Origin of the sequence: Candidatus Rickettsia kotlanii (assembly GCA_030295365.1) — a bacterium.
Classification (GTDB): Bacteria; Pseudomonadota; Alphaproteobacteria; order Rickettsiales; family Rickettsiaceae; genus Rickettsia; species Rickettsia kotlanii.
Window position 1 is genome coordinate 892,678 of the sequence record AP027062.1, and the last position, 21,809, is coordinate 914,486.

Sequence of the window (21,809 nt, forward strand, 5' to 3'; positions counted from 1 at the left end):
TAGCATAAAACTATTTTTTAGCTATTATTAGTTATTATATTCGATTTAAAATAATGACTAATATATTATCACCTGCAAAAAGTGAAAATGATCAAGAATTGCCGATAAGGCCGTTATATTTGCAAGAATTTGTCGGTCAACAGCAGATTAAAGAAAATCTTTCGGTATTTATTAAGGCTGCAAAATCTCGAAATGAGCATCTTGATCATACTTTATTTTACGGTCCGCCCGGGCTTGGTAAAACTACGCTTGCTAAAATTATCTCTAACGAAATCGGTGGTAATTTTAAATCCACCTCCGGTCCTGCTATACTTAAGGTAGCTGATCTTGCTGCTATTCTTACCAATCTTGAAAAGAACGATGTATTATTTATTGATGAAATCCACCGCTTAAATACTGCGGTTGAAGAGGTTTTATATCCTGCTATGGAAGATTTTGAGCTTGATATAATTATCGGTGAAGGATCTGCCGCAAGGTCAGTGAAAATAACCTTGCCGAAATTTACCTTAATCGGTGCTACCACACGCCTCGGGCTACTTAGTAATCCTTTGCGTGATAGGTTCGGTATTCCTATGCGGCTAAATTTCTATAATACTGAGGAATTGAAGAAAGTTCTAAATAGAGCAAGTAAACTACTTGATATTGATTTGACCGATTCAGGTTCTGAAGAAATAGCTAAAAGAAGTAGAGGAACGCCAAGAATTGCATTAAGATTGCTTCGTCGTATAAGAGATTTTGCAGCAGTTGATGGTAAATCAAGAGTAGATAAGGGAATCTCTGATTTTGGGTTAAATCGTTTGGAAGTTGATCGCATAGGACTTGATAGCAATGATTATCGTTATCTAAAATTCATAGCGGATAATTATAATGGCGGCCCTGTTGGAATTGAAACGATTGCAGCTGCCTTGTCTGAACAACGTGACGCACTTGAAGAAACCATAGAGCCTTATCTTATACAGATAGGTTTACTACAAAGAACTCCTAGAGGTAGGGTAATCACGATTGCCGCTTTTGAGCATTTGAAAATGCCTGTACCGAATCAATCACATCATCAATTTAATATTTTTAACGAGAATGAATAACAATAATTTAAATGATAACTACACAGCCGCAGGTGTTATAAAAAGGCTGATAAAAGATCATGTTAAACCTTACGCAAATAAAATATATTTTTCGATATTTTGTATGGTTGTTGCAGCACTTTGTACGGCAGTGATCGTACATGCGGCCAGACCTATTATTGATAAGGTTTTTTTAACGCATGATAAGAAAATGCTTATAATCATGCCTATAATGCTTACTATAACTTTTATTATAAAAGGAATTTCAGAGTATTATCAGAATTATCTAATAAAATTTGTTGGGCAGAGGGTACTAAACGATTTACAGATAAAAATGTATGAGCATTTGTTATTTGCCGATATTGCTTTTATTCAAAATCAATCTTCAGGACGTTTAATATCTCGTTTTACTAACGATATTTCTTTGATGCGTGGAGCTGTTTCTAACTTACTTGTCGGATGTGCTAAACATTTCCTAACTGTAGTATGTTTAATAGCAACAATGTTTCATTTAGAACCGCTATTATCTTGCGTAGTTTTCCTTATTTTCCCTTTAGCTGTTTATCCGGTGCAAAGGATGGGTCGAAAGATAAGAAGAATATTTGCACAGTCACAAGAAGAGTTTGGGTGTTATACCTCTCGGCTTGATGAAACATTTCAGTCAATTAAGATTATTAAATCTTTTGTAGGCGAAAAAATAGAAAGTAATAGAGCATTGTTGATTATTAATAATATTTTAGAGTTCTACAAAAAAACATCTAAGCTAGATGCGATGGTTTCACCGATTATGGAGGGTTTAAGCGGTTTTGCAGTTGGAGGGATGGTATGGTATGGAGGTAAGCTAGTCCTGGAGGGAAAAAGTACGCCAGGGGCTCTTTTTGCTTTTTTGGCTTCTTTTGCAGCGGCTTATAGACCGTTTAAAAGTTTGGTATCGTTAAATATTAATTTGCAAGAAGGAATAGCAGCAGCTAAGAGGGTATTTAGTATTTTGGATACCAAACCTCTTATAAAGGATCATAAAGATGCTAAAGACGTAGATTTATATAATCCACAAATTACTTTTGAAAAACTAGCTTTAAGGTTTGAGAGTAAAATAGCTATAAAATATATAGATTTAAGGCTAGAGCCTCATAAAATTATTGCGTTTGTCGGGCGTTCAGGTAGTGCTAAGACTTCGCTTAGTAATTTATTAGTGCGTTTTTATGATCCAAATGAAGGAAGAATTTTAATTAATAATCATGATATTAAAGATATTAAGCTTACTTCACTTAGAGCTCAGATTTCCTTAGTTACTCAAGATACTTATTTATTTGATACAACTGTTGCAGAAAATATAGCATACGGTCAGGAAAACGCTACAAGAGAAGAAATAATTAGAGCAGCAAAATATGCCGATGCTCATGAGTTTATTATGCATCTGCCGAACGGTTATGACACGCAGATAGGGGGGCAGGGGACAACTCTTTCAGGCGGTCAGCGTCAGCGTTTATCTATTGCTAGAGCTTTCTTAAAAAATGCCCCTATTTTAATTTGGGATGAAGCAACAAGCAGCTTAGACCAAGCTTCCGAACAGAAAATTCTAAAATCGTTAAAGAAATTACGCCAAGGAAAAACCACTTTAATTATTACGCATCGTTTAAGCAGTATTACCGATCTTGATAATATTATCGTTATGAAAAACGGTGAGATTTGTGAACAAGGAACTCATACACAATTGCTTAAGAATAAAGATGAATATTATAGGTTGTATAATAAGGAGTTAAGAGAAAATGGTTGATTTATAAAGTAAAATAGCTTACATTGCTTAATTTTATTAATTATTATTGCAACACTAATATTTTCGTCATTGTGAGGAAATTATGTAAGTAATTGGCAAAGCAATCTCAGGATGCTTGACAAGATTGTCACGTCGGGACTGTGCTCCTCCTCACAATAACGATTTAATGAAATATCACAATGCACATTACCAAGATTTTTAAAGACTATCGATTATTTGAAGTATTTATTTTAGGAATAGTTAGCGGTATGCCGCTGGTTATAATTTTTTCTACTCTTGCGGTATGGTTAAAAGAATCCGGTATAGATATCGCCGTTATTACTACTTTTGCAGTTGCAAGGTTATCATATTCGTTAAAAGTATTTTGGTCGCCTCTAGTCGACAATTTTAAAATACCTTTTTTAAGTAGGTGGGGACATCGTAAAAGCTGGCTTATATTATGTAGCTCTTTAATGGCTTTAGTACTAATTGCTATGAGCAAGGAAAATCCTAAGGTTTCTTTAACTTCTTTCTATTTTTTGACTATATTATTAGGCTTTTTATCTAGCACGTTTGATATTGCCGTTGATGCGTTGCGTATAGATAAGTTTGATCAAGAAACACAAAGCATAGCTAGTGCAACTGCCGTATTCGGTTATCGAATCGGTATGCTTATTACAGGGGCAGGTGCTTTGTACCTTGCAGAAATAACTGGAAATAATTGGCCACTAACTTTCTGTGTTATAGGTATAATATTTGTCGTTGCAACGATATTTATAATAACCGTAAACGAAAAAGAATTAGTAAGAGAAGAAATTAATATTATTTCTATTACTTCATGGATTTCTACAGTAATTAATCCTTTCAAGGATTTTTTCAAAAGAGAATTTGCTGCAACTATTTTACTTGCGGTAATATTTTTTAAATTAGGCGATGCTATGCTTGGAGCGATTGCCTCACCTTTTTATATAGAGCTTGGTTATACAAAAGGTGAAATAGCAATAATAGCTAAACTTTATGGATTGATTGCAACCTTAGTCGGTGGTTTTGTTGGTGGTATTGTAATGTACAGGGTGGGGAATTTTAAAGGTTTGATTATTACCGGTATTGCCCAAAGCTTAACGCATTTTGCATTTATTTGGCTTAATCATCAGCCTCCTTCTTTTGCAGCTTTATTAATTGCTATTACTGTAGAGAATTTTGCTGCCGCTATGGGTGCTACTGCTTTAGTCGGATATATAGGTAATTTATGTAATAAAAAATATTCCGCAACACAATATGCTTTACTTAGTAGTGCTAGTAGTTTATGTAACAATACTGTTACTATTTATGCTGGAAAACTTGTAAATATGATGGGCTGGGACAGTTTTTTCCTCTTTACTATAATTTTAGCCTTGCCTGCTTTGTTTATATTAATGTATCTTAATAAAAAGATTAATGTGTAGTAAGTATTATTTTCATCGTCATTGCTCATTGCGAGCAACCGTAGGAAGCGTGACAATCTAGAAAAATAATAAAAAAATGTTATGCATTTTTTACTGGATTGCTTTGTCAAAATTTTCAATTTTTCCTCGCAATGATGAAAAGTCACGCTTGATTTAATTTGAATAATATTTTATTTATTTAAAATGTTTAGGAAATTTTTATTACCTTATATTTTTGTTGTAACATTTTTCTTTACGCCTATAAGCGAAGCAAAAAAAACCGTAAAAAATACCCCTAAGCCTCCTGTTCAAACTAGTTTAGTCATTGATGCAAAAAGCGGTAAAGTGTTGCAAGCCCATAATTCACAAATTCGGATTTACCCTGCTTCTTTAACTAAGCTAATGACTCTATACTTAATGTTTGAAGCAATTGAAGCCGGTAAGTTACCTTTAGATAAAAAATTACTTGTATCAGCAAAAGCTTCAAAAATGCCGCCTTGTAAGCTGGGTTTAAAAGCAGGGGAAACTATAACCGTTCGAGAGGCAATTAATGGATTAATTATAAAATCTGCTAATGATGCTGCTGTAACAGTTGCTGAGGGCATGAAAGGTTCAGAGAAAGCTTTTGCTCATTTAATGAATATTAAAGCTAAACAGCTAGGTATGAAGAATACCTATTTTAAAAATGCTTCAGGTTGGCATGACCCATTGCAGCAAACTACCGCAAGAGATATGGCTAAACTTGCTATGGCTTTGAAGAGAGATTATCCTAAATTTTATCCGTTATTTGCTAAAACTAGCTTTGTATTTCGTGGAAACGTAGTAAACGGACATAATAGAGTTACTAAAAATTATCAAGGTGCAGAAGGGATGAAAACAGGTTTTCATACACCGGCAGGTTATAACTTAGTAACTACTGCTTCTAGGAACGGTAAATCATTGATTGCCGTTGTTACAGGTAGTAAAAGTGCCGCATCTCGTGATCAAAAGATGATGGGGCTACTAGATCAGCATTTTAATATTAAGCCTATAGTCCCTAAACCTTCAATCAAGTTTGCCTCTAATAATAAATCTACTACAAAAGCTAAACCAAAAATAATAAAGAAAAAGAATATACGTAGTTGATATGTATCGTCATTGCGAGACCACAAAGTGGTTGTAGCAATCTCACGAGGTAATACAAAAACTCTTGAGATTGCTTCGTCAAAACTTAAATTGCTCCTCGCAATGATGTTAAAAATCGAGCCATGCAACAACACCTACGACTACTGACGATTTAATATTCACACATCTACTGCCAATTTATACTTTAAATTTACAAGTTTTATATGACAATTAACGCTACATTTATTGTTTTTTGTAACTTTAGTAGATGAAGATTTTTTAGAGTTTTTAGCTAAAGTTTTACTTTGCGGTTTTTTTAGATTAATTCTTTTTAGAAATTTCTCAGTTTCATTAGGTAAATATTCTATTTTTACTTTAGTTATACCTTGATTTTTAAATGCTAAAATTTCAGCCGCTTTTTGAGAAACATCTATTATACGATTTTTCTTAAAAGGGCCTCTATCATTAACCATTAAAATTACTGCTTTATTATTGGCTTTGTTGGTAACTTTAACTAAGCAAGGGAGCGGAAGAGTTTTATGTGCAGCAGTTAATAAATTTCTATTAAATCTATCGCCGTTAGCTGTTTTTTTACCGTGAAAACCGTCTTTATGTCCACCGTACCATGAGGCATAACCTGTTTCGGTAAAAGATTTAGGGTTGTGAGGTTTGTAAGTCTTCCCTTTTATTTTATAATTTTTACCGACTTTATAATGTCCTTTATAAGTTAGATTATGAGGATCATCTTTTGATAATTCTTTGTAAGAATATTTATGGGAATAAGGTAATCTTTTTGAGGTATTACAACCGCTTAGACTAAAACAAAAAATTAACAAAAGTAATAAACCCTGTGCATAACCTGCTCCTAAAGGTAATTTGTATACCTTTGATACTTCAAGATTTGGTACGTCAAATTTCGGGATTTGCTTGTGTTCACGTATTTTTATACGCTGTGCAGGCTCACCACTTATTTGATTTTCAACTTTTGAAATATCTGCGGTATACGTCATTCTGGGACTCGCATCCTCACGTACTAAAGTGTACGCTGCGGTGCTACGTACCATGTTCCCTTCAATTTTCTCTTTATTAGCTTTGTTCTGCAAAAGGTCTAATTTAAATTTATGATTTTTCACTATTATCATTATTTGTATTAAAGTTATTCATTATTTTAGCGTAACACACAACTTTTTCAACACCTTTTATTTTTGATGCAATAGAAGCAAGCTTTTCTAGCTCTTCTTCTGATCTTGCAACTCCAAATAAATAAACAATATTATCTATAGTTAGAATAGTATAATTAGCAAATTTAATGTCTTTTCTGACTAAATTTTTAGCTTTAATTTGCGTGGTTATCATACTATCTTTAGCATATTGAGCTAAGTCAAAATGATTACTATTTTTATTTACTTTCAACTCATTAATAACTTCTTTTACACTTTTTTGATTCCAGGCAATTTCTACGGCTTTTAACGCATCAGATTCTTTTTGAATATTTCCTGTTAATAATACTCTTCCTTGTGATACTTTAACCTTTATTTTAGCACCTAAATCTCTAAAATTATTTTTTACTAAATCAGCTTTAATGCTGGCAGAAATCCTTGCATCATTTAATATTTCAGATATTGGTTGATCTTGTGAAGCGACAATGCCGGTAGTGGTTGCTGCGGTAAAAATAGCAGGTAAACAAGCAGATAGACTAGAAGAAAGAGCTATAAAAATTAGAACTCGTAATATCATAACAATAGTACTCTACGATTTTTAAAAAGCTATCAGTGTTATCCTCTGTGAAAGCAGGGATCCAGTGTTTTTCTTTGTCATCCCACGATTTGATCGTGGGATCCAGCTTAAAATACTAATATTATTAGTATTTTAAATTGTTGGTATGGATTCTGTGGTCCAAGCTACGGGGTGACACAGTGGATTCTACCGGTCCATGCAACAAAGCCTACACGGTAATAACATAAAGTAAAAATAGTAAGGTATCATATATCATATCTTACTATCCGGTAATTTATTCTTTAATAAAAGAGGTAATTGCAGTAAAATAAATATAAAAGTAACAGGTATTACACCGAATACTTTGAATTTGACCCATGTTTCATCTGAGCAATTACGCCAAACTACTTCATTAACTACAGCCATAAAAAAGAAAAAAGCCGCTGTTCTATAGCTTAAGGTTATCCAACTTTCTTCTTTAAGACGTACTATACTCTCTAAAGCATATTTGATAAAAGGATTTTTTCTTATACCGCTCATGAGAAATATTATTCCAAAAATAACATATAATATAGTAGGTTTGATTTTTATATACATTGAATTGCCGCTAATTAAAGTAATGCTTCCCGAAACTAATAAAACAGTCGTAGAAATAATAGAAAGCTTGGATACTTTCTTATCTATAACATAACAAAGGGTAATACAAATAACAGAGGTAATAAGCATATAAAGAGTAGCGTGTTGTATACCGCCTCCATAAAAAAAGCCTGTAAAAAATGCTATTACTGGACCAATTTCTGATAAAAGTTTTAACATATTTAATTTAATTGTTCTCTTTAATAAAATTAATTTGATTCGTTTTTTTGTACTGATATTAAGTTATTTTTGGAATATCTTAATTTTATTTGTATGACAATATTTATCAGTAATATAGTAGTAAAATAAGCCAGTACTTGCAGTCCGTTAGGTCTTGCAATATAACCGGTAACAATATGTAAGATTTTACCTACCATACTTCTATCTGCTACTAACCATGAACTATCCCAAAGTTGATCGGATAAAAACATAACTAGACCGGAAGAGGTTAAAATACCTGCAGCACTGGCTGCAAATCCACCTGCTATTAGCATTAATAATACGGTAGAGATTTTAAAAATATATTTTTGATTAGCAATCTTAATGAAACCGAAATATATTACTACACCAAGTAAGAAGCCACTTGTAGCACCTATTATCACTCCTTGCAAGTAAATACTGCTTGGTATTGTTTCAACTGAAGATATGCTATATACTAAAATAATAATTTCTGCACCTTCTCGTAATATAGTAGTGGCAACTAAAAAAAACAACATGAAATAACTGGCATTACCTTCATGAATTTTTACTGATAGGTCGTTTATATGTTGCTTTACTTTTATACCGTAACCTTGCATCCATATTATTGTCCAGCTAATCAAAATGGTTATTAGTATCATAATTCCAGAATCGAACAACTCGTCGCCTATTCCGCCAAAAGATAAAGATAATTTACGTGTAAAAAATGCAAAAATTGAAGCAAATACTACTCCAAGCATTACTCCAGCAATAATATAAAGACGTGATTTTTCTATTTGTTTTGTTACGACGAGTATTACACCAAGTAATAAGGATATTTCTAAACATTCACGAAACACTACTAAAGCAATTTTAAACATATTTTTTATCTAATCATTAACAATTATAAAACCCTGAGCCGTCTCTTGATGAAAATCTCCAAAAAATTCATATTTTCCAGACTTGAGAGGTGCAAGTATAATATGTATTGACTCATTTGGCATAACTATTTTTTCACGATGTAAATCATGACTTTCAAACTCTTCTACCGTATTATCTTCATTATGAATAATTAACCTTATCTTAGTCGATTTTGGTACTTCAACTATATTCGGAACAAATTTATGGTCTTGTATAGCTATCTTTACCTCTAATATATTATCGTTTGTTTTATTATCTAGACTCTTACTTGTAGAGATATAAATAATTACTGCTAAAAATATTAAACCTACTAATATAATAATATTTTTATTTTTTTTAATAATGTCCATACTATAATTTTAAAGTAAGATGTTTATATACTCGTTTAATTTGAGTTTTAAATTTTTAATAATTACAAAATTTATCCTGCAATTTTTATTAATGCTATAAGATATACAATTATTATCATTATGACAAGGATAGATAATAAAATATAATTTTTTTGTCTTTGAATTTTATTTTGTTTCATATTTATTTAATTTTGTTTAAAGTCCCCTAGTTCAAGCAAAAGATATTCATTTATCGGTAACGATGCATGAGAAATAATTTTATTTATGTTAGAACCTAAAGTTTTAAATGTTTTGCCTTTAGCAATAACACTGCGTGTTCCAACTGTTACTTTACCTTGTAAGGCGTAAGAAAAAATTAAAGGATATGTAATATCGCCGATTTTCATATCTATTTGTTGTCCTTTTGCCTTTGAATCATATAGTATTTTACCGTTTGATAAGCGAGTAATTTTGGCATTAAAGCTTACTTTTTCACCACATAATAAAGGAACACGATAAGCTATCTCATCGTCATAAATTTTAACTTCATTACTTTTAACAAAATTTTGCGGTAATATGGATTTTAAAATTACATTAACTTTATAATTATACGCATCATCGAAGATAATATTATTACTATTATTAACGGCATATTTTGCCGGAATAATAGCTTCTCGTGCTTCTCCTACCATCATACCGATTATTACATTATCTAAGCCAAGCATTACAGGAGCAGAGCCTAAAGTAAAAGTCTTAGTATCTTCAGATATTAAAGTATTGTTCATATCTGATATTTGATAAAATACGGTAACTACATGTCCGCAAGAAGCAGGACCGATATTACCGCTACCGAGCGTATGAATTTTGAACAGTGTTTTTACTAAATCCTTACGTACTTCAATAGTGTAATCATTAGGATTGATAGGTCCATTTAACGGTTGTAAAATATTTTCAAAAAATGCTTTCCCTTCTTCAGTTTTAAGAGCATTTATTACTATTTTTGAAACCGTACGTTCAAATAAGTTACCATTTAATGAAATAGGTGGTTCATTATTTATACTAGTTTGGTTCTCATTGGTAGATGAATTATTTGAAGCCGTTTGCTCTACAGTTGTAGGATTATTGTTGTCGGGAGATATTTTCAACTTTACTATATTGTAAAGTATTAGAATTACAATTATTAAAGATAAAAATTTTTGCATATTATATATAATATTTTAGTATAACAAAGTGTACTATAACAATCAATTACTTAATAATCAAATGAGAATAAAAATAATTTGATTAATAAAAATAATTGATTTAAATTTAGATGCAGAATTTTATAAATATAGTGGTGAAAAGTGAAAAAATTTATATTTTGTTTTTTATGTTTATGGACATTAAACATATTTGCTGCTTCTAAAAATTACCCTAATAAGCTTAATCGTTGTAAAATTACTAGAAATATATTTAATGATTATGAACCGAAAGTTTTTGAAACTACTAATAATTTATTACGTAAAACAGGAAGATTATCAAAATTTTACGGAGAAAGGATATTAATTAAAGGGAAAGTATTAGATCAAAATTGTGTGCCGGTTGCGGATGCTAAAGTTTATTTATGGCAAGCAGGAAGCGGAGGTAAATATCCTTACGAACCTTTAAAAACTAGAGTTGATAAAAGAAAATTTACAAGTAAAAGCGATTCAAGTTTTACCGGTTCCGGTATTGCTACTACTAATAATAAAGGAGAATATTACTTTATTAGCATGTTGCCTTATAAATCTTCTCGTTATTTGAGAAGTGCAAATATAAGAATAGAGCATCCTAGTCTTACTACTCTCGAAACACGCTTAGACTTATCTAATCAAAATATGTGTAATAATGAGTGCGGTGAAGTAAATCCGATATTGATCGAACCGCAAGAAAATATGCCGTCTTATTGTTTTGACTTAGTTTTGCAAGGTACGACGCTTAAGAGGTATTGATACAGTACGTCATTGCGAGGAAAATGACGAAGTAATTTGACGAAGCAATCTCAGGATATTTGACGAGATTGCCATACAGTCTACAACTGCTCGCAATGATGTTTTGCCTCGTTCTGTGGTGCTTCTAAAGGCTTTTTTATACCACAACTACATAATGTAAGTGCTAATGCGAATAAATAAAATGTCTTCATTAATATAAATTATTATATGACCTTAAGAAATTATAGTAAATATCTTATATATATTATAGTATTTTTATTATCTATAATAATTTTTATTCCTAAAATTCATGCTAAGCTTTATGAGAAGCCTAAGGGTAAATTAGCATTTTTAAGAGGTTCAAGCGTTCCTGATAATATAATTTTTTTTGATGAAGAAAAAAATCAATATTCTCTTGATCAGTTTGAAGGAAAGACTATATTGTTAGTGTTTTGGGCTACTTGGAGTGCTCCTTGTGTCAAAGAAATGCCTGATCTTGATATGTTGCAAAAAGATTTTAGGAAATTACCTTTTTCAGTAATCCCGATTTCAGAAGATTATCAAGACATAAAAGTCGTGAAAGAATATTTTAAAAGCTATCAAATAAGATATTTGCCGATTTATCATGATTATAGAAATGAATTATTTAAAGCCTTAGGGGTTGTTAGTTTACCGACTAGTATATTAATAGACCCAAACGGCAAAATAGTAACTAGCTTTGTCGGTAATACAAATTGGTATGACGAAAAAGTTAGAGATACTATTTTATCTGCCATTCCCAAAAATTATCCTGAACCTAAAAATAGTTATAACGAGCAATCTCTGAATAAACTGGCTAAGCCTTTGCCGCCAATAAAAAAGGATGCTATAGATTAACTCCAAGTAAATAGACGAAGTGTAATTTGGACAAGAGCAAGGAGTCTATAAGGCGAGGAGCAGAGTGTATACTTAATAGGTGAGTACCGCAGATCTTATAAGACGACACGGCCAATTTTTCAAATTAAACGAGTATATTAAATTAAAAATGAGTAAAGTTAATGAATGAAGTAAATACATCAACTATGGCGAATGCTGAATTTGATCAGATAATCACCAAACGGCAGATAAGTAAATTAGATCAATTATTTGCTTCGGTTTTTGGTAATTCTAAAGAGGTGATTGCCGTTTTACGCCTTAGTGGTGTTATCGGTAAAGTAAGTACTATGCAATCGGGACTTACGTTAGAATCATTAAATGAACTAATAGAAAAAGCTTTTAAAATAAAGAAATTAAAAGCATTATGTTTAATTATTAATTCTCCTGGCGGTTCTCCGGTACAATCTGAACTTATTGCAAAACGTATTCGTGACCTTGCTAAAGAAAATAAAATAAAAATTTATAGTTTTATTGAAGATATGGCGGCTTCAGGCGGATATTGGCTTGCTTGCAGTGGTGACCAGATATATGCTTTGCCGAGTTCGGTTATCGGTAGTATTGGAGTAGTATCAAGCGGATTCGGTTTTCATGAAGCAATTAATAAACTTGGGATAGAGAGAAGAGTTTATACGGAAGGTAAGAATAAATCAGTATTGGATCCATTTAAACCTATTAATAAAGATGATCTTAAAATTATCAAAGATTTGCAAAAGCAGGTTTATGAACATTTTATAGAATACGTAAAAACAAGGAGAGCAGGGAAGTTAACTCAGCAAGACGAAATTTTATTTAACGGTGAATTTTGGGCAGGACAAACGGCGCTTGATTACGGCTTAATTGACGGCATAGGTGATATGTATAGCGTAATGAAAGAAAAATTCGGTGATAATATTAAGTTTCAATATCTATGTGCTAGACAACCTTGGCTTAAAAAGAAACTTGGCATGGGAAGTAAGATATTAACCGATAATCTTGCTAATTCTTTAATTGATGCGGTAGAAAATAAAATTATTAACGATAAATTTGATATGAAATAATATGACAATAACACAAGTTAAAATTAAAAAACTAGAAAATTTTTCCGGCAGTCTGCCGGAATATGCTACAGAGCATAGTGCAGGGATGGATTTAATAGCTGCAAACGAGCAACCTATAACAATAAAAGCAGGCGCAATACAGCTAATTCCAACAGGCATCGCTATAGCACTACCAGATTCGTTTGAAGCCCAAATAAGACCACGTTCGGGTCTTGCCGTTAAACACGGTATCACGGTTGCTAATTCACCCGGTACTATTGATGCAGATTATCGAGGTGAAATAAAGGTCATTCTTATTAATCTCGGTAAAAAAGATTTCATTATAGAAAAAGGCATGCGAATTGCACAGATGATAATTGCAAAGTACGAACGTATATTATGGAAAGAAAGTAGTAGTCTTATGGAAACGATGCGTGGTAGTGGTGGCTTTGGTTCTACGGGTGTTTAGTTGGTCTCTATGTCATTCCTGCTTTCGCGGGAATGACATAAACGAGCCATGCAACAACGCTTTTAGTAACTCGTAATGGCTATTAGGTATCCACGCAACAAATCATAAAACTTATGAAAATTATAATAGAATTATTAACTTCTACATTCTTGTTATTAGCTTTAAAAGTAAATGCTAATTCTGATTCTGTAGATAATATTAAGCAAGTTTTTACCTATATCGATCAAAAAAATTGGTCACAAGCCGAAGATTTAGCTTTAGAAGTAAATAATAAAATTTTAACAAAAATTGTACTTTCTCAGAAATATTTAGATAATAAATATTTAGATAATAGTTTTGAACATGTAATAAGGTTTTTATGCAATAACCCGGATTGGCCTCAAAATAAGCTGCTTGAAGAAAGAGCGGAAGAATATCTAAATAATAATACAAATAAAAAAGTAATTTTTGATTGGTTTAGTAAACATCCTCCTCTTACCGGCAAAGGTTATAAATTTTATGCGGCAGCTGCAAGTAGTTTAATCAAAGATCAGAAGATATTACTACCTATTATTAAAGAGGCTTGGGTATACGCCAATTTCACTTCTGAAGAAGAAAATGCATATTACAATAAGTGGCATAAATATTTAACTGCGAGTGATCATTTAGCGCGAATAGAGGAACATTTATGGAAAAATGATATTAGATCTGCTGAGCAATCTCTGAAATATGTAGATCAAGGTTACCGTAATTCTTTTAAAGTTCAAATTGCGATTATAGGTAAAGCGCCAAATGCTGACAAGCTTTTTAAAAGTATTCCTGAAAAATACTATACTTCTGGTTTATTATATCGTTATTTAGATTTTAAAAAAATGCAAAAGCCGACAAAGGAAATTATTACTTTGTTTAAGAAAGCTAAAAATAACCGTAAACATTTTGTTAAATGGTGTCGTATTCAGTCCTATTATGCTCGTGAATTCATCGATTACAAAGATTTTGCTAATAGCTATAGAATGGCAACGCTTCCTTTTGCTACTTGTCCTGAAACTATAAGGGAACAGGAATGGCTTGCGGGCTGGCTTTCCTTAAGTTTTTTAGAAAAACCTGATCAAGCATTAGTACATTTTAATAAGTTTATTAAAGTTGTTAAGACTCCGATTAGTTTGGCACGTGGGTTTTATTGGCTCGGTCGTACTTATGCAGCAAAAGGTGATAAGCAAACAGCTAGAAAATTTTACGAGCAGGCAGCCAAATATTCTTTTACCTTTTATGGGCAGGTAGCAAACATTGAATTAAATAGGACCAAGTTAGTTTTACCTCCTATTCCCGTAATAACTTCTGAAGAAAGGAGAATTATAGAAAATAAAGAGATTATTAAAGCAATAAGGTTATTGGTTAAATATAATAAAAGCTACTTAGCCCTGATATATTCCAAAGCAGCAATGAAAAACACTAAAAATTCTGCAGAAATTCAAATAATTACGAATATTATTAAAGCAAGTAATAATACTAATCATATGGTTGAGGTGGCAAAAATTGCCGCCCAAAATAATGCTTTTATTCCGGATTGTGCTTTTCCAACGCCTTATAATCTAGTAGGTTTGCCTATCCCACCTCATTTAATTTATGGAATAATTAGACAAGAATCGGTTTTTGATCATAAAGCAGTAAGTTATGCAAATGCTATGGGTCTCATGCAACTTATTAAAGATACTGCTTGTGATACCGCAAGATCCATAAATGTTAAATGTAATGTAGCAGACTTAACTAGAAATCCGGTATATAATATTAAACTTGGTTCGCATCATTTCAAAAAATTATTAGATGATCATAAAGGTTCTTATATTCTATCCATTGCTTCTTACAATGCCGGAAGTCATAATGTAGTAAAATGGATAGATAGGTTTGGTGATCCAAGGGATATAAAAGATACAAGAAAAGTTATTGACTGGATAGAACTTATACCTTATCGAGAAACAAGAGATTACGTGCAAAGAGTACTTGAAAATGTTCAGATTTATCGGATAATCTTAAATAAGAATAGTAGTTTGTACTTTAAGCGTGACTTACATACTGGTGATATAGCAAAAAGTTAATTTCTATTAGTACTTTATTTTGACATATAGTAACACATAAGTATAACATGGTGGACACTAATTAAAAATATGAATTAAGGAGGAGAGTATGAAAAAATTAGAGCAATACTTTAAAAAACAGCGTAATGATACCGATATTCAAGTAAAGAAATATAAAGACGATCTTAATGTAATCGGCATTAGATATGACCACAAATTTGCACATGTTGGAATCCAAAATCATGCTACCGGCGGGTTTGAATATTTTAAATGGGATTGGATGACAAGCACTACGGGTAGCCATTCAGAAATAGTACTAAGATTTAAGAAAATAGTAAGCATTTTAAAAGAAGCTAAAAGTAACCCAGCCCAATATGAAAACTTAGTATCTAACTTGGATGCTAGTACTAAAAATGCACTTGAGGCTACTATGAAGAGTAATAATATTACTGTACCGACACAAGACCTTAATAAGGTAATATCAGAAATATTATCAGGAATGCAAACATGGCTAGATACAAAAAGTCATATCCCGATGGACCTTAAACAAAAATTCTTAGATTTAGGTTCTAATAATTTAGAACTATTCATAAAAGCTGCTTATAACAAATTTAACAATACGTGGATAGTTAAAGAGTTTTTTGATAATGCTGTAAAAACTGGAGAAGAAGGTAGAAAATATCTAGCCGATTGTAATTGTAGTTCAACTGACCAGCTATGGACAAAGCTTGTTGAACCTACAATAGAAAACCTTAGAATAAGCAAAAATTCAACTGATAAATCTGAAGATAATGAAATATTAGAGGTTTTAGCGAATAAACTTGGAGAACAAGTAAAGACTTTAGCACTATCTAATACTCATGAACTACCAGCACAAAAAGAAGCATTAAAGCTTGTATATGATATGAGGAAAGGTAATTTAGATAAAGCAACTGTTGTTAAGAACATTAATTTTTTTGGTCAGGACGATACTGTATTAGGTTGGTTTGTAGAATATAGTGGCCTTACTATTGACCAAATCAAGGCTAAAGCAGTAGAGCTTACCGGTGATGATGCTGCTTTTTGTTTAGAATAGTTTCTTAAGATTATGCGCATTTTCTATGTCATTTCTGTTCCCTTTTATGTCATCCATAGCTAAAATGGGAATCCAATGCTTGTCTCTGTCATAGTATGGCTTGTCCACGGTATTAGAAAAAATAAAATAAAGACTAGATGCTGTGGTCAAGCCACGGTATGACATGGTAGAATTTACCTGTTCATATAACAATACCTATCAGTTATATTCATGATTCTTAAAAAGATATTTTTACTAATAATATTATTTTTTTCAATATCAACTTTTTCTGCTGGTCATAGTCTAAAAAATATCTCTATTACTATTGTTGCTCCGGCAACAGGAGCGGATAATAAAACCTTGTCGGATTTAAAAAATATTAATGGACTAAATTTACAAATTTCTTCTAAGTGTTTTGCTAAAGGTAAGCTACCCTTTCTTGCAAGTAACGATGAAGTAAGATTTAATTGTCTGCGGGATGCATTATTTGATGAGTCTGATAATATAGTATGGAGTTTACGAGGTGGTTACGGCTCTGCGAGAATAATTCCCGATTTACTAAAGCTATCAAAACCAAATAAAGAGAAATTCTTTATAGGATATAGCGATATAACGGCGTTACATCTTTTTCTATCACAAGAATGGGGCTGGAAAACTATTCACGGCAGTAATATAGCCGATCTCTTAAAGCCGGAACAAGATCAAGGTAATTTTACCAAGCTTGCTGAAATATTAAAAGGTAAAGTAAAGCAGGTTACTATAGATAATTTAGTGCCTCTTAACGATATAGCAAAATCAAGTGATCTTGTTAACGGCAAACTAACAGGCGGTAACTTAACTATGGTGCAGACTAGTATAGGAACGAGTTGGCAAATAAAGACTAAGGGCAAAATTCTTTTTTTAGAAGATGTGAATGTAGCTCCTTTTAGATTAGATCGTGAGCTTTTACACTTAAAGCAAGCAGGGTTACTTGAGGATGTTAAGGCGATAATATTTGGTTCATTTGGTAAAGATCTTGATGCTACAATGTTAGTGCTTCGTAATTTTGCAGATAGTTTAGATATACCGGTATTTAAAACAAATAGATTTGGTCATGAAAAAATTAACGATCCGATTATTTATAATACGAATAGTAAGATTATTAAAAGTGAAGAATTTAAGTTAGTGATGGGGTTATAAGCACTATTGCGAGCGACTGGAAGCCTTGTTGCATGGTTTGTTTATGTCATTCCCGCGTAGGCGGGAATCTAGGGTAAAGCGAGATAAATCGAGCTTTAAAAAAAGTTTTAAAATACTGGATTCCTGCCTACGCGGGAATGACATCGAGTCTTAAGTTGACACCCATGCACCTGCTAGGAATGACATGATTAGCCTATCGACTCAAATGCAAATAATCATTATACTTTGATAAATTCAAATCATAAGAAAAGAATTTATTTGTAATATAATGTTCAAGTAATTTTACTAATCCTGCTTTATGTCTATTTAAAGTCTCGATGCTTAAAGTTATTTCCGTTGTGTGCACATAAGGTTCAGTACTAGTTATTTTTACGTAGGCGATAGTAATATTGTTATTCATAACTGGATTCCCGCTTTCGTGGGCATAACACAAAAGGGGCTGGGGATGACATAAAAGGGACAGAGAATTACATTTCGTAAATCCGTTTTCTAGTAACATCAAACTTTCTATGATAAGTTGCGGAGAAAGTCCGAGCTCTATTTCTTTCTTAGTCGGAATAGTACCGGTCTTATAATCTAGTATAGTTATATTGTTTGATTTACTTATTTCAATTCGGTCAGCTATACCGATTATTTTTATATCTTGACCTACAATATTTAGCCGTAACTCCCCTTTAGTTTCAAAATAGATTTCTTTACAGTTTTTTCGGCGTTCTATATCAAATAAAACAAAAGCTTTGCTGAAAGCTGTGAGTTTTATTTGCCAAGTTTTTTTTGTGTAGCTTGGTAAAATAGTGCTATATAAAATATGATTACCGATATTTATTAAAGCATTTTGTTTATCAAGCAAATTTAAATTAATATATTGTGTATCGTAATTTTTAGAATATTCCTCTAAAACTTTATGAATCAAATTACCGAAATCCGATATTTTAGGCTCTTTCCATATATGATCTTTTTTACATAGTCCAAGAATTTTCTTAGCATAAAAACCGTATGGGTTTCTTATTAATGTTTCTATTTCGGTTACTGACAAGGTGGTTGGGAAAGAGGGGCTGTGGATCTTAATACTCTTGTCATACCGTGGTTTGACCACGGTATCCATATAATTACTGGATCCCGTGATCAAGTCACGGGGTGACACAGAATCTTTTTCTAGCTTCAAAAATAAATTACTCGGCACTGACAATTTCCCATCATATTTTTTAGCATTCAGTATAACTATTTGTTTATTTTGTAGAAATAAATTGAAGTAATCTGAATATAGAGTAGGGGCGATTTCATCGTAATCTATATTTAGTATCTGCAGGGCTTTCTTGCTAAGCCATGGGTGAGCTTTAGCACTGAGTGTCCAGTGTCCATTATTAAAATGCGGTAATATAATTAAGTCAAATTCACATAATGCTAAATCTTCAGGCCGTCCTATAATAATACTAGCAGCATTGGTATTTTTGTAATATTTGATATTAGAAAGTAAAAAAGAAAAAATTTTAGGAAAATCCTTTTTATCCATTGAATTTATATATTTACTATATGCGGTTAAATTTGTTAAAAACTCAAGTAGTTCTGCTCCTCCTTCTTTGTCCCAAATGGTAGGCAAAAGTTTTTCAGTTATTTCTTTAGTTAAGATTAGAATAGCTTGTATATTATGTGGAGTATCGGTAAATAAAATATCTATTAAGTTATGGCAATACTCTCTTATATCCTCATTATCAAATTGTAATTGCAATAAATATTTTGGTGAGGATATAAAACGGTTTTTATTAGATAGCATTAACTCTAACTGCTGCACAATAGGGCAGTTAATTAAAGGATTTTTAAGTAATAAAAATAGAAGTTTTAAATCAAAATTATTACATAATATTTTAATAATGGAAGTTAGTAATTCACCTATATTAGTAAGCCTTAAGTCATTACCTAGTAGATCTTCATATTTGTCTAAAAAATTACAATACACTCTTTTAAGCTTATTATTATTTGTAACGATTGCAATCCGTCTGTCTTTATTACGGCTACATATATAAGCTATTTGTTTAGTTTCTTCATAAATGTCATTAGGTTCATAATAAGATATACCATCGCTAATCTGTTTGGAGGCATGATTATAGTGAATTATGTAATCCTTTAATTCTTCTTCAAATCTTTTTAAAAAAACATTAGGCTTGAATATTCCGGCGAGTATTACCTGCGTATGTCTCTTTTTTATTTTTATTATTTCTTCTTGTAATAGCTTTAATTTATAAACTGCTTTAGTTTGTTTTTGAGTAAACGATATTTCTTCTTGCCATCTTAAGAAGCAATATTCTAGAAATTTATAAATCTTTTGCCAATAGTTAGAATTGTTATAGACTTCAATTAATTTTATATCGATATTATTGATTATAAGATCATTAAACAATTTTCTTAAAAGTTCTGCAGCTTTTAATGATTCATTTTTATTAAAAGGTAATTCTTTATATTTGATGATAATGGATGATAAAATAAGTAATTCTTCTATTTTAGATATATAATCCGAATTATTTTTTTTTGCAATAAGAGAATTAAAAGGAATAATGATAGGTAATTTAATTTTATATTTATCGGTTAAAATCTTCTTTAATTCTAGGCATGAGAAATTATTAGGCAATATTATTTGCACTTCTGTACCTTTACCTAATTTATCAATGATATACTCAGCAAAACTTTTTAAAAAAGAATAATCAGCAGTCATAAATAATGTTTTTGACGATAATATAGCAGATCAAAGGTCCGAAATCTTATTTAAAATGATAATATAGTACAATATATAATACTTAATAAGGTATGAAAATTTTTATTATATTATTTAATATTATAGTCTCTATAACATTACGAGCTTATGCTAATAATTTAAACTCACATATTGCTTATTGTAATAATATACAAGTAGAACAACAAGCATATTTGGTAATGCAAAAATTGGTTAAACTATTTGTCACTGAAATGAATTGTATTATTAGCGGCTGTTTATAACAATGGGATGTGCAAGATAATCGGGTAAAATATTCAATTGCTTGGCAAGAACAATGTGGACCTGTAATTTTTGGTTAGTATCAACTAGAAGACAATGGTGGAGGTTCTACTTTCGTATATGAACGCTCTAAAAATTCCGTATGTTGTTGGCTGCTTGGATATGAATATAATAAAGCGTTTGTAATATGTTCATCTAATGATGTTAAAAACTAAATTTACTTACTAACTTTTATGAATTCTTTAAATAATTCTAAATCTATTCCATTATCATTAAGATATTCAGGATGCCATTGAACGCCGATAACAAATTTATGTTTCGTTGATTCAATGGCTTCAATTATACCGTCTTCTGCTTTTGCAGATACAATAAGATCATTACCAAGTTGTTTAGCAGCCTGGTGATGAGTCGAATTAACCATAGTTTGTAGCTGATTATTAGCTATTTTAGCAAGTTTAGTATTCGCTTCTATATTAATTGCATGCGAAACGATGTTTTTAGGTGAATGTTGTGTATGATTAATTACAGTTTCAATATAATCAGGAATATGTTTAATAAGCGTACCCTTAAAAATAACGTTTAATAACTGCATGCCTCTGCATATTCCTAAAACCGGAATATCTTTCTCTAATGCTTTCTTTAAAACTAATATCTCAAAATTATCACGTTCTTCATTGGAAACTACTACATCTGTAGCATGTTCCGGCTCATAAAATTTAGGATGTATGTCCTCATCACCGCCTGGCATTACAACACCATCAACAAGTTCCATAAGCTGATTTACTGTATCACTTTGATAAGGTAATAATAGCGGTACACCACCGGCTGCAATAATCGCATCGGTATAGTTTCTTCGCAAGGCGTACCATGGAAAAGCAGCGTAAGTATATTTTTCACAATTTTGAGCTAAATCAGGTGTAACACCTATTATCGGTTTTTTATACATTTTATTATTATTTTATTATTTTTCTGTCAGCTATGTCATTCTTCATAGTACCAGACGGTTCATAAAGGTCCCGTCATTGCAAGCCAGCATTTATGCTGATGTGGCAATCTTAGG

The 21,809-nt window shown here is 31.6% G+C and carries 20 protein-coding genes; 12 read left to right on the plus strand and 8 right to left on the minus strand.

Going from position 1 to position 21,809, the window contains the following annotated elements; all coding sequences use genetic code 11:
- The first annotated feature begins 53 nt into the window (after nt 1-53).
- The 4 genes from ruvB to QUD19_RS04915 all read left to right on the plus strand — a co-directional run bounded on the left by ruvB (nt 54) and on the right by QUD19_RS04915 (nt 5,366).
- Entirely contained in the window at nt 54-1,082 is a 1,029-nt protein-coding gene (gene ruvB, locus QUD19_RS04900; RefSeq protein WP_498807685.1) for a Holliday junction branch migration DNA helicase RuvB, read from the plus strand.
- Nucleotides 1,075-2,838 carry an ABC transporter ATP-binding protein gene (locus QUD19_RS04905; RefSeq protein ID WP_498807686.1) on the plus strand — a complete coding sequence of 588 codons (1,764 nt, stop codon included), beginning with the start codon at nt 1,075-1,077 and terminating at the stop codon, nt 2,836-2,838. Before ruvB ends, QUD19_RS04905 begins: the two co-directional genes overlap by 8 nt.
- A 179-nt stretch (nt 2,839-3,017) precedes the next feature.
- A complete protein-coding gene (locus QUD19_RS04910; protein WP_498807688.1) occupies nt 3,018-4,262 on the plus strand; it encodes an AmpG family muropeptide MFS transporter in 1,245 nt (414 codons plus the stop codon).
- A gap of 183 nt (nt 4,263-4,445) precedes the next feature.
- Nucleotides 4,446-5,366 (plus strand): D-alanyl-D-alanine carboxypeptidase family protein, encoded by a 921-nt coding sequence (locus QUD19_RS04915; protein WP_498807690.1) that lies wholly within the window; start codon nt 4,446-4,448, stop codon nt 5,364-5,366.
- Between the two features lie 158 nt (nt 5,367-5,524).
- On the opposite strand, the gene QUD19_RS04920 is transcribed toward QUD19_RS04915, so the two are convergent.
- From QUD19_RS04920 to QUD19_RS04945, 6 genes are all read right to left on the minus strand, one after another.
- A complete protein-coding gene (locus QUD19_RS04920) occupies nt 5,525-6,487 on the minus strand; it encodes a septal ring lytic transglycosylase RlpA family protein (RefSeq protein ID WP_498807692.1) in 963 nt (320 codons plus the stop codon).
- A complete protein-coding gene (locus tag QUD19_RS04925) occupies nt 6,465-7,082 on the minus strand; it encodes a BON domain-containing protein (RefSeq protein WP_498807694.1) in 618 nt (205 codons plus the stop codon). Before QUD19_RS04925 ends, QUD19_RS04920 begins: the two co-directional genes overlap by 23 nt.
- Before the next feature lie 252 nt (nt 7,083-7,334).
- Nucleotides 7,335-7,877, minus strand: a complete 543-nt coding sequence (locus tag QUD19_RS04930) for a septation protein A (protein ID WP_498807696.1) — start codon at nt 7,875-7,877, stop codon at nt 7,335-7,337.
- Nucleotides 7,878-7,906: 29 nt separating this feature from the next.
- Entirely contained in the window at nt 7,907-8,755 is an 849-nt protein-coding gene (locus QUD19_RS04935; protein WP_498807698.1) for an FTR1 family protein, read from the minus strand.
- Nucleotides 8,756-8,764: 9 nt separating this feature from the next.
- A complete protein-coding gene (locus tag QUD19_RS04940; protein WP_498807699.1) occupies nt 8,765-9,145 on the minus strand; it encodes a cupredoxin domain-containing protein in 381 nt (126 codons plus the stop codon).
- A 185-nt stretch (nt 9,146-9,330) separates the two neighbouring features.
- On the minus strand, nt 9,331-10,326 hold the full coding sequence (locus tag QUD19_RS04945) for an FKBP-type peptidyl-prolyl cis-trans isomerase (protein ID WP_392506379.1): 996 nt from the start codon (nt 10,324-10,326) through the stop codon (nt 9,331-9,333).
- Between the two features lie 141 nt (nt 10,327-10,467).
- Between QUD19_RS04945 and QUD19_RS04950 the strand changes: the two genes are divergently transcribed.
- The 7 genes from QUD19_RS04950 (at nt 10,468) to QUD19_RS04980 (ending at nt 17,760) form a co-directional block, all read left to right on the plus strand.
- Nucleotides 10,468-11,094 (plus strand): dioxygenase family protein, encoded by a 627-nt coding sequence (locus tag QUD19_RS04950; protein WP_498807701.1) that lies wholly within the window; start codon nt 10,468-10,470, stop codon nt 11,092-11,094.
- Between the two features lie 207 nt (nt 11,095-11,301).
- The gene (locus QUD19_RS04955) at nt 11,302-11,949 is read left to right on the plus strand and encodes a TlpA disulfide reductase family protein (protein ID WP_498807702.1); all 648 of its coding nucleotides are present in this window, start codon (nt 11,302-11,304) and stop codon (nt 11,947-11,949) included.
- A 161-nt stretch (nt 11,950-12,110) separates the two neighbouring features.
- A complete protein-coding gene (locus QUD19_RS04960; RefSeq protein ID WP_498807704.1) occupies nt 12,111-13,025 on the plus strand; it encodes a S49 family peptidase in 915 nt (304 codons plus the stop codon).
- A gap of 1 nt (nt 13,026) precedes the next feature.
- Complete coding sequence (dut, locus tag QUD19_RS04965) at nt 13,027-13,473, plus strand: dUTP diphosphatase (protein WP_498807706.1); 447 nt, start codon at nt 13,027-13,029, stop codon at nt 13,471-13,473.
- 113 nt (nt 13,474-13,586) lie between these two features.
- Nucleotides 13,587-15,548 (plus strand): lytic transglycosylase domain-containing protein, encoded by a 1,962-nt coding sequence (locus tag QUD19_RS04970; RefSeq protein WP_498807708.1) that lies wholly within the window; start codon nt 13,587-13,589, stop codon nt 15,546-15,548.
- 88 nt (nt 15,549-15,636) lie between these two features.
- Nucleotides 15,637-16,602: an SrfF family effector protein gene (gene srfF, locus QUD19_RS04975; RefSeq protein ID WP_498807710.1), complete on the plus strand. Its 966-nt coding sequence runs from the start codon at nt 15,637-15,639 to the stop codon at nt 16,600-16,602.
- A gap of 210 nt (nt 16,603-16,812) precedes the next feature.
- Nucleotides 16,813-17,760, plus strand: a complete 948-nt coding sequence (locus QUD19_RS04980) for an LD-carboxypeptidase (RefSeq protein WP_498807712.1) — start codon at nt 16,813-16,815, stop codon at nt 17,758-17,760.
- Nucleotides 17,761-17,953: 193 nt separating this feature from the next.
- On the opposite strand, the gene QUD19_RS04985 is transcribed toward QUD19_RS04980, so the two are convergent.
- A complete protein-coding gene (locus tag QUD19_RS04985; protein WP_498807713.1) occupies nt 17,954-20,470 on the minus strand; it encodes a PD-(D/E)XK nuclease family protein in 2,517 nt (838 codons plus the stop codon).
- A 92-nt stretch (nt 20,471-20,562) separates the two neighbouring features.
- Between QUD19_RS04985 and QUD19_RS04990 the strand changes: the two genes are divergently transcribed.
- Nucleotides 20,563-20,751 (plus strand): hypothetical protein, encoded by a 189-nt coding sequence (locus QUD19_RS04990; protein WP_498807714.1) that lies wholly within the window; start codon nt 20,563-20,565, stop codon nt 20,749-20,751.
- A gap of 215 nt (nt 20,752-20,966) precedes the next feature.
- Here the strand turns inward: QUD19_RS04990 and QUD19_RS04995 are convergent, their stop codons facing one another.
- Nucleotides 20,967-21,695, minus strand: coding sequence for a gamma-glutamyl-gamma-aminobutyrate hydrolase family protein (locus QUD19_RS04995; protein WP_498807716.1), 729 nt, complete (start codon nt 21,693-21,695; stop codon nt 20,967-20,969).
- Nucleotides 21,696-21,809 lie beyond the last annotated feature (114 nt).

What these genes read in the sequence shown, in the direction of transcription:
- QUD19_RS04955 (WP_498807702.1), top strand. Translation starts at nt 11,302, where the DNA reads ATGACCTTAAGAAATTATAGTAAATATCTTATATATATTATAGTATTT.
- QUD19_RS04960 (WP_498807704.1), top strand. Translation starts at nt 12,111, where the DNA reads ATGAATGAAGTAAATACATCAACTATGGCGAATGCTGAATTTGATCAG.
- dut (WP_498807706.1), top strand. Translation starts at nt 13,027, where the DNA reads ATGACAATAACACAAGTTAAAATTAAAAAACTAGAAAATTTTTCCGGC.
- QUD19_RS04915 (WP_498807690.1), top strand. Translation starts at nt 4,446, where the DNA reads ATGTTTAGGAAATTTTTATTACCTTATATTTTTGTTGTAACATTTTTC.
- QUD19_RS04985 (WP_498807713.1), bottom strand. Translation starts at nt 20,470, where the DNA reads ATGACTGCTGATTATTCTTTTTTAAAAAGTTTTGCTGAGTATATCATT.
- QUD19_RS04970 (WP_498807708.1), top strand. Translation starts at nt 13,587, where the DNA reads ATGAAAATTATAATAGAATTATTAACTTCTACATTCTTGTTATTAGCT.
- QUD19_RS04925 (WP_498807694.1), bottom strand. Translation starts at nt 7,082, where the DNA reads ATGATATTACGAGTTCTAATTTTTATAGCTCTTTCTTCTAGTCTATCT.
- QUD19_RS04910 (WP_498807688.1), top strand. Translation starts at nt 3,018, where the DNA reads ATGCACATTACCAAGATTTTTAAAGACTATCGATTATTTGAAGTATTT.
- QUD19_RS04930 (WP_498807696.1), bottom strand. Translation starts at nt 7,877, where the DNA reads ATGTTAAAACTTTTATCAGAAATTGGTCCAGTAATAGCATTTTTTACA.
- QUD19_RS04940 (WP_498807699.1), bottom strand. Translation starts at nt 9,145, where the DNA reads ATGGACATTATTAAAAAAAATAAAAATATTATTATATTAGTAGGTTTA.
- QUD19_RS04990 (WP_498807714.1), top strand. Translation starts at nt 20,563, where the DNA reads ATGAAAATTTTTATTATATTATTTAATATTATAGTCTCTATAACATTA.
- srfF (WP_498807710.1), top strand. Translation starts at nt 15,637, where the DNA reads ATGAAAAAATTAGAGCAATACTTTAAAAAACAGCGTAATGATACCGAT.
- QUD19_RS04945 (WP_392506379.1), bottom strand. Translation starts at nt 10,326, where the DNA reads ATGCAAAAATTTTTATCTTTAATAATTGTAATTCTAATACTTTACAAT.
- ruvB (WP_498807685.1), top strand. Translation starts at nt 54, where the DNA reads ATGACTAATATATTATCACCTGCAAAAAGTGAAAATGATCAAGAATTG.
- QUD19_RS04905 (WP_498807686.1), top strand. Translation starts at nt 1,075, where the DNA reads ATGAATAACAATAATTTAAATGATAACTACACAGCCGCAGGTGTTATA.
- QUD19_RS04995 (WP_498807716.1), bottom strand. Translation starts at nt 21,695, where the DNA reads ATGTATAAAAAACCGATAATAGGTGTTACACCTGATTTAGCTCAAAAT.
- QUD19_RS04935 (WP_498807698.1), bottom strand. Translation starts at nt 8,755, where the DNA reads ATGTTTAAAATTGCTTTAGTAGTGTTTCGTGAATGTTTAGAAATATCC.
- QUD19_RS04980 (WP_498807712.1), top strand. Translation starts at nt 16,813, where the DNA reads ATGATTCTTAAAAAGATATTTTTACTAATAATATTATTTTTTTCAATA.
- QUD19_RS04920 (WP_498807692.1), bottom strand. Translation starts at nt 6,487, where the DNA reads ATGATAATAGTGAAAAATCATAAATTTAAATTAGACCTTTTGCAGAAC.